Raw genomic sequence first — 13,787 nt, 5'->3', positions numbered from 1 at the left:
CGCCACCTGCCCATGTGCCCGGTGGGCCCTTCGACGCCGGTTCAGTGGCGAGTATCCGGTTGAACCGTGGCCGTCCGCTGATCGGCCGGAGTGATCCGCCGTCCCGTCAGGCTCGTGGGCCGGATCGACACCCACATCTCGCGCTCTCCGCCCGCCCAGGGCGTCGTGTGAGCGCGCTGGACGAGTCGACGCACGGCCCCGGGGTCCGTGACCGCGCTTGCCGGGCCGACGGCGAGCACGCTCCAGCCCTGGCTCAGGGCCTCGTCCACGTGGTCGACCTCGAAGGCGACCTCCTGGTTCGCGGCCGCCGCCGTCATGGAGTCGGGCGCGGTCCGGAAGACGATGGCGTCGTCGACGACCCCGTAGTTGACCGGGACGACCAGCGGGCGGCCGTCGGACGCCGACAGCGCGACGCGTCCCACACCGTGCGTGGAGAGCAGGGTCCGGCACTCCTCCGGTCCGAGGTCCCGCAGCCGGGGGCGCAGCAGTGCCTGCCCCTGACCCGGCGGGAGTTCGGTGCCTCCGCCCCGCAGTGCGCCGACCGTGGTGCCCAGTGCGTCCGCCAGCCTGACCAGAGTCGCCAAGGTCGGGTCGGCGGGCCTCTCCTCCAGGTAGGCCAGGTAGCCGGGCGACATCCGGGCCCGGGCGGCCGTCTCCTCCCGGGTGAGCCCGCTCCGACGGCGCTCGACGGCCACGCGCCGGCCGATGTCCCCCGGGTTGTTCGCCCCGGCCGCCCGGGGTGCCGTGGAGACCGGGGCCGCCTCTGGGGTGTCCGGCGCTGTCCGGCGCGCGGCCACGGGCTCCCCGTGCTCGAGGTGGTGGACATGGGCGTCGGGGCCGGGGAAGACGAGCGTCACCTCGTCCGTGTCCGACCAGCGCACGTCGTAGGGGGGTGTGCCGTCCTCGTGACGCAGTCCGACGATCTCGCCGTCGCGCCGGGCGCCGCCGGCCTCCGGACTCTCGATGACGAGTTGGTCGCCGAGGTGAGCTCGCATGATCGCCGCCCTCTCCTCAGAATGGTGCTGTATCCAACCTGCCACGCGGGCCACATCGCCGCACGGGGCGGCCGACCCCGCATCCGCGAGGCGGGTGCCCCACCCCCGGGAGGCGACATGCACCACCGAACAGTCGAGGAGCTCATGTCCCGGGACGTCGTCCGGGCACGGCCCGAAACGCCGTTCAAGGAGCTCGTCAGACTGCTGGAGGAGAACGACGTCACCGCCGTGCCCGTGGTGGACGAGCTCGACCGTCCCATGGGTGTGGTGTCCGAGGCCGACCTGTTGCGCAAGAGCGCCGACCGGACCGACCCGTCCGGCAGGACCCCCATTCCGCACCTGGAGGCATGGGAACGTGCCAAGGCCGAGGGTTCCCGGGCCGAGGAACTGATGTCCGCTCCCGCCGTGTGCGCACGGCCCGAGTGGACCGTGGTCGAGGCCGCCCGCCTCATGGAGGCCCAGAACGTCAAACGCCTGCCCGTGGTGGACGAAGCCGACCGGCTGCTGGGCATCGTCAGTCGTGCCGATCTGCTGCGGGTCTTCCTCCGCCGTGACGAGGCCATCCGCGAGGAGATCAGCAAAGACGTACTGCGGCGCACCCTGGGGCTCGACCCGAGGGACGTGACCGTGGAGGTGCGTGACGGACGGGTCACCCTTGCGGGCAAGGTGGAGCACCGGAGTCTGATCCCTGTCATCGAGCAGTTGTGCCGGGGCGTCGACGGGGTGGTCTCGGCCACCGCGCAGATCGCCGTGGGGACCGACGACGCCCGGGACACACCTACCGGGACCCCGTGAAGCGGCTGGGACTCACAGGTGTCGTCCGGTGGACCGACGGGTGCCGGGCCGTGCTGCGGCCATGCCCTGCATGTCGCGTTCGGCGGTCTCCAGCAGCTGATGGGCGAGATCGACCAGCGCCCTGCTCGCCGCCAGCTCGTCGCCGATCTCCGGCACGTTCGTGTCCGCCGGATGGCAGTGCGCGGTGCCGTGGCCGGTGAGCGCCGTGGTGCCGGTGTCCAGCACCAGGTGTGCCTTCGTCGTTCCGTCGTCCTCCTCGAAGAGGTCGAGACGTACTCTCCACTCGCCTGTGTGCGACATCGTTCTCTCCTCGCCTGGCACGTCTCCACGATCCGACGACAGCCGTCGTGGATCACCGGGGCCGAAGGTCCCCGGGGCTGGCGACCGGTCCTGGAAGCCGGCGGCCGCCCGTCGCTCGTCCCGCGGCGGTCACATCTGGGGGACGACGGCGACGGGACACGGTGCGTGATGCAGCAGCGCGTGATTGATCAGGCCGAGTTGCAGGCCCGGGTGTCCCAGTCTCCTCCGGGTGCCCACCACCAGCAGATCAGCCGTCGACGCGGCCTCCAGCAGCGCCGGACGCGCCGGTTCCTCGATCAGTCGCCGGCTCACCGTGGCGTCGCGGTACCTTTCCGCCGGTCGGCGCAGAGCGTCGTCGAGCACCTGCGCCGGGGGACGCCTGTGGGCTTCCAACTGCCACGAGGGTGCCTGTGGTGTCGTAAAGGCCCCGGACGGGGCGCTCCAGGCGTGCACCGCCACGAGTCGGCAGCGCCGCAGGTGGGCCTCGCGCACTGCGTAGTCAACGGCCGTGCCGCTGCTCTCCCCGTCCTCCACACCCACGACGACACTTCCGAAACGGGCGTCGCGATGCTCGGCAGTGCCCCGGACCACCACGACCGGACAGTCGGCACGCGCCGCCACGGCGAGGCTGACCGAACCGAGGAGCATTTCGGGAAGATCTCCGAGTCCCCTGTCTCCCAATACCAGCGCGTGGGCGTTGCGCCCACGGCCGACCAGAGCGAGAGCCGCGTCCTCGTGCGACACCTCGCTGGACAGCCGCACCGCCGGCGCGCTCCTCCTGGCACGTTCGGCGGCGGCGCTGATCACGTCGGACGCCTCCCGCTCACCGACCGCCGCGTGCAGGAGATGGAGCCGGACCTCGTGCAGAGCCGCTTCTGCGGCGGCCCAGTCGACCGCCTCCAGGCTCGCCTCCGAGCCGTCGACGCCCACCACCAGCGGAATCGCCACCGCGCCCGTCTCCTCTCGCCGGCCGCATGCCACGGCGCCGGCCCCTCGCCTCGGGTCCGCGCGCGCCGTATCGGCGACCGCAGGGTCCTCGAAGCGGGAGAACTCATCGCACCCGGCGTGCGCGCGGCGTCCGGTACGTCACCGGGCCGGCCCACCGCGAGGTTTCGAACAGCGTCTCCCGTGTTCATGATGAGCCTCTGCCGGGCGGGGAGACCAAGGGCCCTTCGGCCTCACTCCGGGGCCGCTCGGCACCTCGTGCGCCCGCCGGCTGTGGTCGACCCGGCATGCCGCCACCCCGCCACGCGGCGCGGGCCCGCTCGGCCGGGGATGCGTTTCGTACATCCGTCCAGGTCGCGGCTCCGATCCTCCGGTTCCGGCAGGGGCCGGGGCACTCGGGCCCGGCGGCCGCGCGGTGCGGCGTACCGTCGCCGCCGGCGGTCACCTGCCCGTGGTCGCCTTGCCACCACGGGCATGCGGCCCGGGTCGACGGGACCTTTGGGCCCCACTCCCCCGTCCACATGGCTCTGTCGGCGCGGCGCCGCATCCGCGATGCTGCGATCGTGGGCTCGAGGGGACGGCGGGGCGCCGTATGCCGTCCGCTGTCGTGAAGGAGGCCGGTCATGAGCGCCGACGCCGATGTGAACGTCTCCCGGCCGTCCGCGGCCGACGGTCTCGTCATGGGCAAGGACGGCATGGCCGCGCTCGTGGACGTGCTGAACCGGCGGGGTTTCACCGTGATCGGACCCACGGCGCGGGACGGCGCCATCGTGCTGGCGCAACTGCGCTCGGCCGACGAGTTGCCGTACGGATGGGGCGTGGAGCTGGAGGCCGGGCGCTACCGCCTGCGGGAACGGTCCGACGGCGCGGCCTTCGCGAACGCGGCGGGCCCCCAGTCGTGGAAGTCCTTCCTGCACCCGGCGCGGGTGCGGGAGTGGAGCGCCGACCGGGTGGAGGGGGAAGTGGTCTTCACGGCCGGCCAGGCCCCGCCTCCTCGGTACGCCTTCCTGGGCGTGCGTCCCTGCGACGCGCGGGCCATCGCCGTCCAGGACCGGGTGCTGACCGGGGGGACGTACCGTGACCGCGGCTACGCGCGGCGGCGCTCCGGGACGCTGCTGATCGTGGTCGAGTGCACGGAGCCCGGCGCCACGTGCTTCTGCGTCTCGATGGGCACCGGGCCCGCTGCCGGTCCCGGCTTCGACCTGGTGATGACCGAAGTGGTCGACGAGGGCGGGCACCGCTTCTGGGTCCGCGGCGGCAGCCGGGAAGGCGCGGAGATCCTGGCCGAACTGCCCGCCCGTCCGGCGGACCCGGAGACCCGGGAGACGGCCCGCGCGGGCGTCGCGGCCGCCGCGGACCGCATGGGCCGGACCATGCCCGAGGCAGACCTGCGGGAGCTGATGGCCGGAACGCTCGACGCACCTCGCTGGGACGACGTGGCCGGGCGGTGCCTGACCTGCGGCAACTGCACCATGGTGTGTCCCACCTGCTTCTGCACCACCACCGAGGACGTCACCGACCTCACGGGTGATCACGCCGAGCGGTGGCGGCTGTGGGACTCGTGCTTCGACCTGGACTTCTCCCACCTGCACGGCGGCCCGGTCCGTGCCTCCGCGCGCAGCCGCTACCGGCAGTGGCTGACCCACAAACTCGGCACCTGGTACGACCAGTTCGGGTCGTCCGGCTGCGTGGGATGCGGACGCTGCATCGTGTGGTGCCCGGTCGGTATCGACATCACCGAGGAAGCGGCCGCCCTGCACGACTGGACACAGTCCGGGCAATCGGCGTCCGCGTCGGAGCCGGCATGAGCGACGTCGCGCACCCGCTGCCCTACCGGGTCGCCGACACCTGGACCGAGACCGGCGACACCCGGTCGATCGAGCTGGTACCGACGGGGGAGGAACTCGCGCCCCTCTCGCCGGGGCAGTTCGCGATGATCTACGCCTTCGGGGTCGGTGAGGTGCCCGTCTCCGCCAGCGCACTGCGCGGCAGGCATGGCGGTCTCGTGCACACGGTGCGCGCGGTGGGTGCGGTCTCGGCCGCGCTGTGCCGGCTGCGCCCGGGTGACGGCGTCGGGCTCAGCGGGCCGTACGGCACCGGCTGGGACCTTCAGGCGGCGGCCGGCCACGACGTACTGGTGGTCGCCGGCGGCATCGGGCTGGCTCCGCTGAGACCGGTCGTCCACGCGGTCCTGGACCGGTCCGCCGAGTACGGTCCTCTCGCGGTCGTGGTCGGCGCCCGTACCCCCGCCGACCTGGTGTACCGGGAGGAGATCGAGAGCTGGCGCGCTCACGCCCGGGTGGAGGTGACCGTCGACCGGCCCGGTCCGGGCTGGCAGGGCGCGGTGGGCGTGGTCACCACGCTGCTGGACCGCCTCGACCTGCGTCCCGAACGCACCCGCGCCCTGGTGTGCGGGCCCGAGGTGATGATGCGCCACACCGCACGTGACCTCGTGACACGGGGCCTGGTCCCGCACCGCGTCCAGGTGTCCCTGGAACGCAACATGCGCTGCGCCACCGGCCACTGCGGCCACTGCCAGCTCGGTCCTCTCCTGCTGTGCCGCGACGGGCCGGTCGTCGGCTACGACCGCGTGGCGGAACTGCTCCTCGTGAGGGAGTTGTGACATGGTCACCGAACCCGGACCGGCCACCGACCCACGGCCGACGCTCGCCGTGTGGAAGTTCGCCTCCTGCGACGGCTGCCAGCTGACCCTGCTGGACTGCGAGGACGAACTCCTCGGCCTCACCGAACGCGTACGGATCGACCACTTCCTGGAGATGACCCCGGCCGAGGGCGCGGACCGGGAGCGGGCACGGCCGGCGGGCCGGGGGCCGTACGACCTCTCCCTGGTCGAAGGATCGATCACCACCGCCGAGGACGCCGAGCGGATCCAGCACGTCCGCCGCGTCTCCCGCCGTCTGGTGACCATCGGCGCCTGCGCCACCGCGGGCGGCATCCAGGCACTGCGCAACTTCGCCGACGTCGACGACTTCCTCGCCGCCGTCTACGCCCGGCCGGAATACATCGCCACCCTGGAGACCTCGACACCGATCTCGGCCCATGTGCCGGTCGACTTCGAACTGCGCGGGTGCCCCATCGACCGCCGCCAGCTCCTCGAAGTCATCACCGCCTGCCTGGCCGGGCGCAAACCCCGGATCCCGGACCACAGCGTCTGCTTCGAGTGCAAGAGGCGCGGCACCACCTGCATCACCGTGGCCCACGGCACCCCCTGTCTGGGCCCGGTCACGCACGCCGGGTGCGGTGCCATCTGCCCGGCCTACGGACGTGGGTGCTACGGCTGCTTCGGACCGTCCGGCAAGCCCAACCTGCGCTCGATGGTCGCGCAGTTGCGCCGCGACGGGATGAGCGAGCGGGACATCCAGCGTGTCTTCCGCACCTTCAACGCCGCGTCACCGGAATATGCCCCCGTACCCGACCTCGCGGCCGAGGAGCACCAGAGCCCTCCGGCCTGACGGATCCCGCCCGGAAGGCTCGCATGAACCATCGCGGAACCCGCGTCCTGAGACTGGACGCGCTGGCCAGGGTGGAGGGCGAGGCAGCCCTCCACCTGCGCGTCGATGGAGACACGGTCACGGAGACGAGGCTGCGCATCTACGAACCGCCGCGCTTCTTCGAGGCCTTCCTGACCGGCCGGGGCCACACCGAGCCACCCGACATCACCGCCCGCATCTGCGGCATCTGCCCGGTCGCCTACCAGATGAGCGCCTGTCAGGCGATCGAGGACGCCTGCGGTGTCACGGTCGACGGCCCCCTCGCGGAACTGCGCCGCCTGCTGTACTGCGGCGAGTGGATCGAGAGCCACACCCTGCACATCCACCTGCTGCACGCCCCGGACTTCCTCGGGCGTGCCGACGTCGTGGAACTCGCTCGTGACCAGCGGGCCGCCGTCGAACGCGGTCTGAGGATCAAGCAGGCCGGCAACGCGATCGTCGAACAGCTCGGCGGCCGCCCCATCCACCCGGTCAACGTCCGGATCGGCGGTTTCTACCGGACGCCCGCGCCGGACGAGCTGCGTCCGCTGGCCGAGAGGCTGCGTCAGGTCCGGGAGGACGCGCTGGATACCGTCCGCTGGGTGGCGGCATTCGACTTCCCCGACGCGGTGTGCGACCACGACCTGCTGGCGTCGCGCGACCCCGGCCGGTACGCCATCGACACCGGCACGCCGGCGGTCCTTCCCGCTGCCGGCGACCGCCGGGCGCCGCGCGAGTTCCCGCTGCCCGACTTCGAGCGGCACGTCCGGGAAGAGCAGGTGCCCCACTCCACCGCTCTGACGGCCACGCTCGACGGCCGTCGCCACCTGACCGGCCCGCTGGCCCGCTACGCGATCAACGGCCAGTGGCTGCACCCCGTCGCCGCCGAGGCGGCACGGGAGGCCGGGCTGGGTGATCCGGCGGCCGGCGCCATCTGCCGCAACCCCTTCCGCAGCATCGTCGTACGGGCCGTCGAGGTGGTGCAGGCCGTCGAGGAGGCCCTCCGGATCATCGCCGGATACGAACGCCCTCCCCGGCCGGCCGTCGAGGTCCCGCCGCGCCGGGGCGTCGGCGTCGGGGCCACCGAGGCGCCCCGGGGCCTGCTGTACCACCGCTACGTCCTCACCGAGGACGGCTCGGTGGCCGAGGCCCGTATCGTCCCGCCCACGGCGCAGAACCAGACGGCCATCGAGGAGGATGTGCGCAGGGCGGTGCAGTCACGCCTGGAGGGGGCCGGACCCGCCGCCGACGACGAGGAGCTCACCCGTCTGTGCGAACGGGCCATCCGCAATCACGATCCGTGCATCTCCTGCGCCGCCCACTTCCTCGACGTGACCGTGGAACGCGCATGACCGGCCGGGTCGTGGTGATCGGCGTGGGCAATCCCCTGCGCGGTGACGACGGGGTCGGCCCGGCAACCGTGGAGGCCTTGCGGGGCCGGGTTCCCGACGGAACCGTCCTGGCGGTCAGCGACGGCGAACCCGCGCGCATGCTCGATCTCTGGCGCGGCGCGGACACGGTGATCGTGGTGGAGGCCCTCCGGGCACGGCCGGCCCGGCCAGGGGAGCTGCACACTCTCACGGCGGCGGACGCGGCCGTCCCGACAGCGGGTACGGCGAGCACCCACGCGCTCGGTCTCGGGGAGTGCCTCGCCCTGGCGGGGGCCCTCGACCAGCTCCCGGCGAGGCTCGTCGTGCACGCCATGGAAGCGGCCGACTTCGAGCTCGGCGCGCGCCTGAGCGAAGCGGCGCGGTCGGCGCTCCCCGAACTGATCGACCGGATCGCCGCCGCCGTGCGACAGGCGTACGGGCTGAACCGCGTGCGGTAGGGGACCGAAGGGCCCCCCGGTTCGGGCCGGAACGCCCTCGCGGCCTCGGCCACTGGGTGCGACCGTGAAGGTCACCCCCTGGTGCCGTACGACAGGCGGCCCCGTGAAAGGCGGTGGGGACGATGACACTTCCCCTGGTGGTGGGCGTCGACGGATCGGACTCCTGTCTGCGCGCGGTCGACTGGGCGGTCGGTCTGGCCGTGTCGGCCCGGGCGCACGGCCCGGTGATCGTCGTCGGCGGCAGCCTGGCGATGCCCTCCGCGTTGCGGACAGTGCGCTTGCCGGCGGACGTCCGGCCGGCCGGTGACCGCACGGGCGCCGGGTGGACGCGGGCTACGACCACCGCCTCGTGCCCCGGTGGGACCGGGAGGGGGAACGCATGGAGCCCGGACGGGTGACACGCCGGGGACGCCGGCTGTGCGCCGTCGTCCGGCATGCCGCCGGATGGTCATCTGCGGCGGCGTGGTGACGAGTCCCCCGGCGCGGAGGACACAGGCCGCCCGGCCCGGTGGACACGGACGGCAGGAGAGGAGTGGGACGCATGGACAAGGATGACTCCGAGCGCCGGGTGGTGGTCGGTGTCGACGGGTCACAGTGCTCGTACGAGGCCCTGCGCTGGGCTGTGCGCTACGCCGCCCTGGTCGGCGGCACGGTGGACGCGGTCGCGGTGTGGGAGCTGCCGGGCCTGTACGGCTGGTCGGGGCCCGCCGTGGACATGAACGTCGACGAGGACGAGACCCGGCGGAAGATGAGCCAGGAGCTGACCGACGTGCTCGGCGCGGACGCCGCCGGCTCGGTCCGGTCCCTCGTGGTGCAGGGCAACGCCGCCGACGTCCTGCTGAGAGCCGCCGAAGGAGCCGAGGTCCTGGTCGTCGGCAGCCGGGGAAGAGGCGGGTTCGCCCGCGCCCTGCTCGGCTCCGTCAGCCGGCACGTGTCTCAGCACGCCGACTGCCCGGTCGTGATCGTACGTTCCAAGGAGCGGTGACCCGAGGCCCGCGTTTCAGGGCTCGTCCTCGGCTCAGGCCCCCTGAGGCGGCCCCGGCGGCTCCTGCAGGACGCTCCAGGCGACCGGCCCCAGCAGGTCGGCGAACCGTCGGAAGAGATCGAGGAACAGGTCGTCGATCGTCAGCACGCCCACCACTCGGCCCGCGTCCAGGACCGGAAGCCGGCGGACCCCGGTGCGGCGGAACGTCCGGTAGGCCACCTGAAGGTCGTCGACGGCCTCGACCGTGACGACGCGTGGCGACATGACGGCATCCGCCCGTGCCCCCGGGTCCAGGCCGCCTCCCAGGCCGCGCACGGCGAGGTCGCGGTCGGTGACGATGCCGCGCAGTGCTCCGTCCTCGACCACGAGGACGGAGCCGACGGCGCACTCGGCCATCCGCCGGGTCACCTCGGCCAGGGAGACACGGGGCCCGACGCACACCGGAGGAGCGGTCATCACCTCGGAGACCTTCATGCGACCACTCCCCGGTGTCCGGTGCGTGTCCGACGGGGCTGTTCAGAGAACGTCGAGCAGATCGGCGACCGGCCGCCGTGGGCTCGCGGGGCCTTCGGGGCCGTACCCGAGCCGGATCACCATCTGGACGTGCGCCATCGCCGAGACGGGGTCGCGGACGGCCCACCGGATCTCCGGCCACTCCAGAGGCTGGGAAGCGACCGAGGCGACCAGCCCGTCCGCGGTGGCCCGCAGCAGCACCCGCTCCAGTGCCTGACCGGCCACGAGCCAGTCCACCGGCCCGTCGCGGGCCGTACCCAGCAGGGCGATGTTCGGGTGCCTCTCGAAGGACGCCCAGCCACGCCCGGGCATCGGACGGCCGACGGCGAAGTCACGCATGGGAGCCGAGGTGCCGCGCTGGCGCGGGCCGAACGCCTCGCCGGGGATGCCGTCGGCCACTCCAGCGGCGTGGGGCAGCTCCGTGTGCGTCCAGCGTGCCGTCTCCTCACGCACCTCCGGCGCGATCGCCTCCCGGTCCGCCGCGTCCCGCACCAGTTCGATGATCGATTGCACATGCCACGCCCCGGGGAACAGCAGCTGCGCCCCCTCGGCGCGGGCCGCCCCGGACAGCCCCTCCCGCACCGCGCCGGGGATCTCCTCGTCGCGGAAGGGGAGCCGGCTGGAGTGACGGCGGCGGACCGCGGGATCCAGCCGGGCGAGCGCCCCGTCGCACAGGCCGCCGCCGCACAGATCGACCTCGGCGAGGAAATCCGGGTGGGCGGGGTCGGGCAGCAGCCGGACGGTCGGAGCCAGTCCCGTTGCCGCGGCGGCCACCCGGAGGTTGAGCAACGCGGCGCCGCACCCTATGTGCAGGCCTCGATCGTCCGGGTCGGTTCGCGGCAGGGCGCGTTCCCGGTCGGCGTACAGGCGCAGGACTCCGATGTCCCGCAGGTAACGGAACGTCCAGGGCTGGGCGTTGTGCAGCGAGGGCGCAGCGGCGGCCTCCGTCACGAGCGCGGTCACGGCGTTCAGGCCGGGAGGTTCTGCGGTCACGGTGGCTCTCCTTCCTGCCGGTCCGGTGACTCACTCACGTGTCGGGACCGCGATGACGGGGCAGCCGGCGTGGTGCAGCACGCCTTGGCTGACCGAGCCCAGCAGCATGCCGGTGAAGCCGCCACGGCCCCGGGTCCCCACCACCAGCCCCAGCGCGTGGGCCGATGCGTGGGCGAGCACCTGGACGGGGTGCCCGACGAGGACTTCGTGACGCAGGTCCACCTCGGGGTAGCGGTCGTGGCGGCCCGCCACCGTCTCGGAGAGCAGCCGCCGGCACTCCTGCCGCGGTTCGTGCTCGTCGAGGATGCGAAGCGGTCCGGGCTCCCACACGAGCAGGGCGCGCAGCCCGGCTCCGCGCAGAGCCGCTTCCTCGAACGCCACGTCGACCGCGGTACCGGAGTGTTCGCTGCCGTCGACGCCGACGACGAAGAACGGGGGGTCCTGGGTGATGTGCTCCGGCTCGGGGACGATCACCAGGGGACAGCGCGTCTGCGCCATGACCGGAACGGCGACCGACGAGGAGCCGAACACCTCCTGCCGCCGGCTCAGGTGCCGCGATCCCAGCACGACGGCGGTGGCGTCGCGGCTCTGCTCGCGCAGCACCCACACCGGGTCGCCCTCCGCGAGCAGAGGATCCACCTCGAGCCGCGGGTGCCGCGCCGCGACGAAGTCCGTGGCCTCCTCCAGCACCTGCTGCCCGGCCTTGTGCAGCGCCTCGTTCCACTCCTCCCACGACGGCGGGACCTCCCGCCCCCGGTAGCCCCGGGTGGGCACGCCCTCGGCGTGGACCGGGCGCAGCGGCAGATGCCGGCGGGCGGCCTCGTCGGCAGCCCAGGCCAGTGCCATCCGGTGGAGGGGATCGGGATCGACGCCCACCACGACCGGTCGCCGGTCACCGGGCCGGGTCATCGTCGCCTCCGGTCGCCAAGTGCCGGACGTACCCGTCAGGACCCGGGAGGTACGGGGTCACCCGGCCGTTGCCGAGCCGGCGCACGTCGCAGGGCGGACTGCCGTCGGGAGGGTGGAGACCGACGATCCCGCCGTCGCGTGCGACGACGACCCCCGCCTCGGTTCCGCGTACGCCGAGCTCGTCGCCCACGTGGGCGCGCCTCGACGCACCGGCCGCGTCGAGGCCGGTACCCGTCACGGCCTGGCCGTTCCTCTTCGCTGGTGCGGGAGCGGACATCGCCCTCGCCTCCTCCCTGCCGCGGCGCGGGAAGACGTGCCGCCGCCGATTCCATGGAAGGCTCCGACAGCCTCGGCCTGCCAGGGGCCATAGGTCCTCACGACGGGCCTGCCGGCCCCCTCCGGGACCGGCTCGGTCAGTGTCCGGAGGCCGAGAGCGCCGGTCAGGCAGCGCCGTCGGCGATCAGGTGGCAGTCCACGTCCACGACACCTTCCACGCCCCGGACCAGGCGCGCGGCCAGCGGAATCAGAGCAGGGTCGCGAACGCGTCCGGTGAGGGTCGCGACGCCGTCGGTGACCATGATGTGTACGGGCTCGACCGGGGCCGGGAAGAGGACGTCGACGATGTCGCGGCGGATCTCGTCGGCGAGTTCGTTGTCGGTGCGCAGGAACACCTTCAGCAGATCGCCACGGCTGACGACGCCTTCGAGCACGCCCTCGGGGCTCACCACGGGCAGCCGCTTGACGTGCCTCAGCGCCATGATGCGCGCGGCCTCGGCGAGTGTGGCGTCCGCGTGGACGGAGACCGCCGGCGCGCTCATGAGCTCCTCGGCGCAGACCGCTCCGGCCTTGGCGAACTCGGACACGTGCGGCTGTGCGGGCCGGTCCGGATCGCTGTCCCGGAACGCCTCCTTGGGCAGCAGGTCGGCTTCGGAGACCACCCCGATCACCCGGCCGTCGCCCTCCAGCACCGGGAGGGCACTGACCTGCCACTGTTCCATGCGCTCGACGATGTCCTTGAACGAAGCCCTGCGGCCCACCGCCACGGCGGCACGCGTCATCACGTCACCCACTCGGTGCGGGCTGTCGTCCATGCTCGCGCCTCCTCTCCTCCGGCCGCCGGAGCGTCCGTGTGGTCAAGCCGGGACCCCGCCGCCGTACGGGGCGTAGAGGTCGAGCAGCCGGACGCGCGAGGCACGCAGCCGCTGGGCGACCACGCGTCCCACCCACACCGCCGTCGCCCGCCCGAACTCGGCATCGTCCCCGCACAGCGTTCGCACGGCCCCGGCGTCGAACTCCCAGGCCCGCACCGGGCTCATCGCCTCGGCACCGAGGTGCCAGACGTACGGCGGGAAGTGCCACGACCACCCCACCAGTTCGCCGTGTCCCAGCGTCTCGACGACGGCGGGCCGACGGCCGGGTACGTACAGGTCGAGGGCGACGGTGCCGGTGCGCACGATCCAGAAGCGGTCGGCCTGGCGGCCCTCCTCGAACAGGCGGGCGCCGGCGTCGAAGGTGACCTCCCGGGCGAGGCGCATCAGCCGTTCGCGGTGTGCGGGCCCGAGAGCCGTGGTCATGGTGGTGGCCGAGGTCATCGCACCGGCTCCCTTCGTGGGCTGTCGGTTCCAGCGTGCGCGCCCTCCCGCCCCCGCGCCACGGGTCGCTCGGGCCCCGACCGGGGCTCTTCGGCCCTACGCCCGCTCCGCCGCCCCACTTGCCGGAGGCACCCGCACGAAGGCCCCCTCGGGCTGCCCTCCGCGGACCCCGGCCACGGCACGAACGGACGAGAAGGGACCGCGCTCCTCGCGGATCCGAACCGCCCGGTGCACAATTGCCGACCGCGTGTCCGGACCGCCCCCTTCTCACGGCGTTCGACCTATTCTGGCGAGGTCGGGGCAGAGACCGAGGCCCCGGCACGGCGGCCGGCGAGCGCCTGCGAACGCTCCCCGGCGGGCCGATCCCGACGGGCTCCGGTCCTGTTCGGGACACGCGGCAGACTTCCGGGCGCCATGGCCCGGGTGCCGCCCCCGGGCGAG

Annotated in this window: 16 protein-coding genes; 7 read left to right on the top strand and 9 right to left on the bottom strand. The window is 73.3% G+C overall.

Features of this window, described 5'->3' with window-relative positions; translation table 11 throughout:
* Window positions 1-41: 41 nt before the first annotated feature.
* Entirely contained in the window at window positions 42-995 is a 954-nt protein-coding gene (locus ACF061_RS24655) for a pyridoxamine 5'-phosphate oxidase family protein (protein WP_392269124.1), read from the bottom strand.
* Between the two features lie 117 nt (window positions 996-1,112).
* Here ACF061_RS24655 and ACF061_RS24650 point away from each other — a divergent pair, with 117 nt between their 5' ends.
* Window positions 1,113-1,790, top strand: coding sequence for a CBS domain-containing protein (locus ACF061_RS24650; protein WP_392269123.1), 678 nt, complete (start codon window positions 1,113-1,115; stop codon window positions 1,788-1,790).
* 12 nt (window positions 1,791-1,802) lie between these two features.
* Here ACF061_RS24650 and ACF061_RS24645 read toward each other — a convergent pair whose 3' ends face one another.
* A complete protein-coding gene (locus ACF061_RS24645) occupies window positions 1,803-2,090 on the bottom strand; it encodes a DUF1876 domain-containing protein (RefSeq protein ID WP_392269122.1) in 288 nt (95 codons plus the stop codon).
* A 129-nt stretch (window positions 2,091-2,219) separates the two neighbouring features.
* Window positions 2,220-3,038 (bottom strand): universal stress protein, encoded by an 819-nt coding sequence (locus tag ACF061_RS24640; RefSeq protein WP_392269121.1) that lies wholly within the window; start codon window positions 3,036-3,038, stop codon window positions 2,220-2,222.
* A gap of 620 nt (window positions 3,039-3,658) precedes the next feature.
* On the opposite strand from ACF061_RS24640, the gene ACF061_RS24635 reads away from it, so the two are divergent.
* From ACF061_RS24635 to ACF061_RS24610, 6 genes are all read left to right on the top strand, one after another.
* On the top strand, window positions 3,659-4,843 hold the full coding sequence (locus ACF061_RS24635; protein WP_392269120.1) for a 4Fe-4S dicluster domain-containing protein: 1,185 nt from the start codon (window positions 3,659-3,661) through the stop codon (window positions 4,841-4,843).
* Window positions 4,840-5,658, top strand: a complete 819-nt coding sequence (locus ACF061_RS24630; protein WP_392269119.1) for an FAD/NAD(P)-binding protein — start codon at window positions 4,840-4,842, stop codon at window positions 5,656-5,658. The genes ACF061_RS24635 and ACF061_RS24630 overlap by 4 nt, the downstream gene beginning before the upstream one ends.
* Window position 5,659: 1 nt before the next feature.
* Complete coding sequence (locus ACF061_RS24625) at window positions 5,660-6,508, top strand: oxidoreductase (protein ID WP_392269118.1); 849 nt, start codon at window positions 5,660-5,662, stop codon at window positions 6,506-6,508.
* A 23-nt stretch (window positions 6,509-6,531) separates the two neighbouring features.
* On the top strand, window positions 6,532-7,878 hold the full coding sequence (locus ACF061_RS24620; protein WP_392269117.1) for a Ni/Fe hydrogenase subunit alpha: 1,347 nt from the start codon (window positions 6,532-6,534) through the stop codon (window positions 7,876-7,878).
* Window positions 7,875-8,354, top strand: coding sequence for a hydrogenase maturation protease (locus ACF061_RS24615; protein WP_392269116.1), 480 nt, complete (start codon window positions 7,875-7,877; stop codon window positions 8,352-8,354). The genes ACF061_RS24620 and ACF061_RS24615 overlap by 4 nt, the downstream gene beginning before the upstream one ends.
* Before the next feature lie 541 nt (window positions 8,355-8,895).
* Entirely contained in the window at window positions 8,896-9,339 is a 444-nt protein-coding gene (locus tag ACF061_RS24610) for a universal stress protein (protein ID WP_392269115.1), read from the top strand.
* Between the two features lie 33 nt (window positions 9,340-9,372).
* Here the strand turns inward: ACF061_RS24610 and ACF061_RS24605 are convergent, their stop codons facing one another.
* From ACF061_RS24605 to ACF061_RS24580, 6 genes are all read right to left on the bottom strand, one after another.
* Window positions 9,373-9,813 carry a CBS domain-containing protein gene (locus tag ACF061_RS24605; protein WP_392269114.1) on the bottom strand — a complete coding sequence of 147 codons (441 nt, stop codon included), beginning with the start codon at window positions 9,811-9,813 and terminating at the stop codon, window positions 9,373-9,375.
* Window positions 9,814-9,855: 42 nt separating this feature from the next.
* Window positions 9,856-10,845, bottom strand: coding sequence for an Acg family FMN-binding oxidoreductase (locus tag ACF061_RS24600; protein WP_392269113.1), 990 nt, complete (start codon window positions 10,843-10,845; stop codon window positions 9,856-9,858).
* A gap of 30 nt (window positions 10,846-10,875) precedes the next feature.
* On the bottom strand, window positions 10,876-11,754 hold the full coding sequence (locus ACF061_RS24595; RefSeq protein ID WP_392269112.1) for a universal stress protein: 879 nt from the start codon (window positions 11,752-11,754) through the stop codon (window positions 10,876-10,878).
* On the bottom strand, window positions 11,738-11,992 hold the full coding sequence (locus ACF061_RS24590) for a DUF1918 domain-containing protein (protein WP_392269111.1): 255 nt from the start codon (window positions 11,990-11,992) through the stop codon (window positions 11,738-11,740). Before ACF061_RS24590 ends, ACF061_RS24595 begins: the two co-directional genes overlap by 17 nt.
* A gap of 202 nt (window positions 11,993-12,194) precedes the next feature.
* Window positions 12,195-12,845 carry a CBS domain-containing protein gene (locus ACF061_RS24585; RefSeq protein ID WP_392269110.1) on the bottom strand — a complete coding sequence of 217 codons (651 nt, stop codon included), beginning with the start codon at window positions 12,843-12,845 and terminating at the stop codon, window positions 12,195-12,197.
* Between the two features lie 42 nt (window positions 12,846-12,887).
* Window positions 12,888-13,346: a cyclic nucleotide-binding domain-containing protein gene (locus tag ACF061_RS24580; RefSeq protein WP_392269109.1), complete on the bottom strand. Its 459-nt coding sequence runs from the start codon at window positions 13,344-13,346 to the stop codon at window positions 12,888-12,890.
* Between the last annotated feature and the right edge of the window lie 441 nt (window positions 13,347-13,787).

Origin of the sequence: Streptomyces sp. NPDC015220 (genome assembly GCF_043079345.1) — a bacterium.
Lineage (GTDB): Bacteria > Actinomycetota > Actinomycetes > Streptomycetales > Streptomycetaceae > Streptomyces.
Note: the sequence above shows the minus strand (reverse complement) of the source record. Positions and strands in the feature narration are given on the sequence as shown.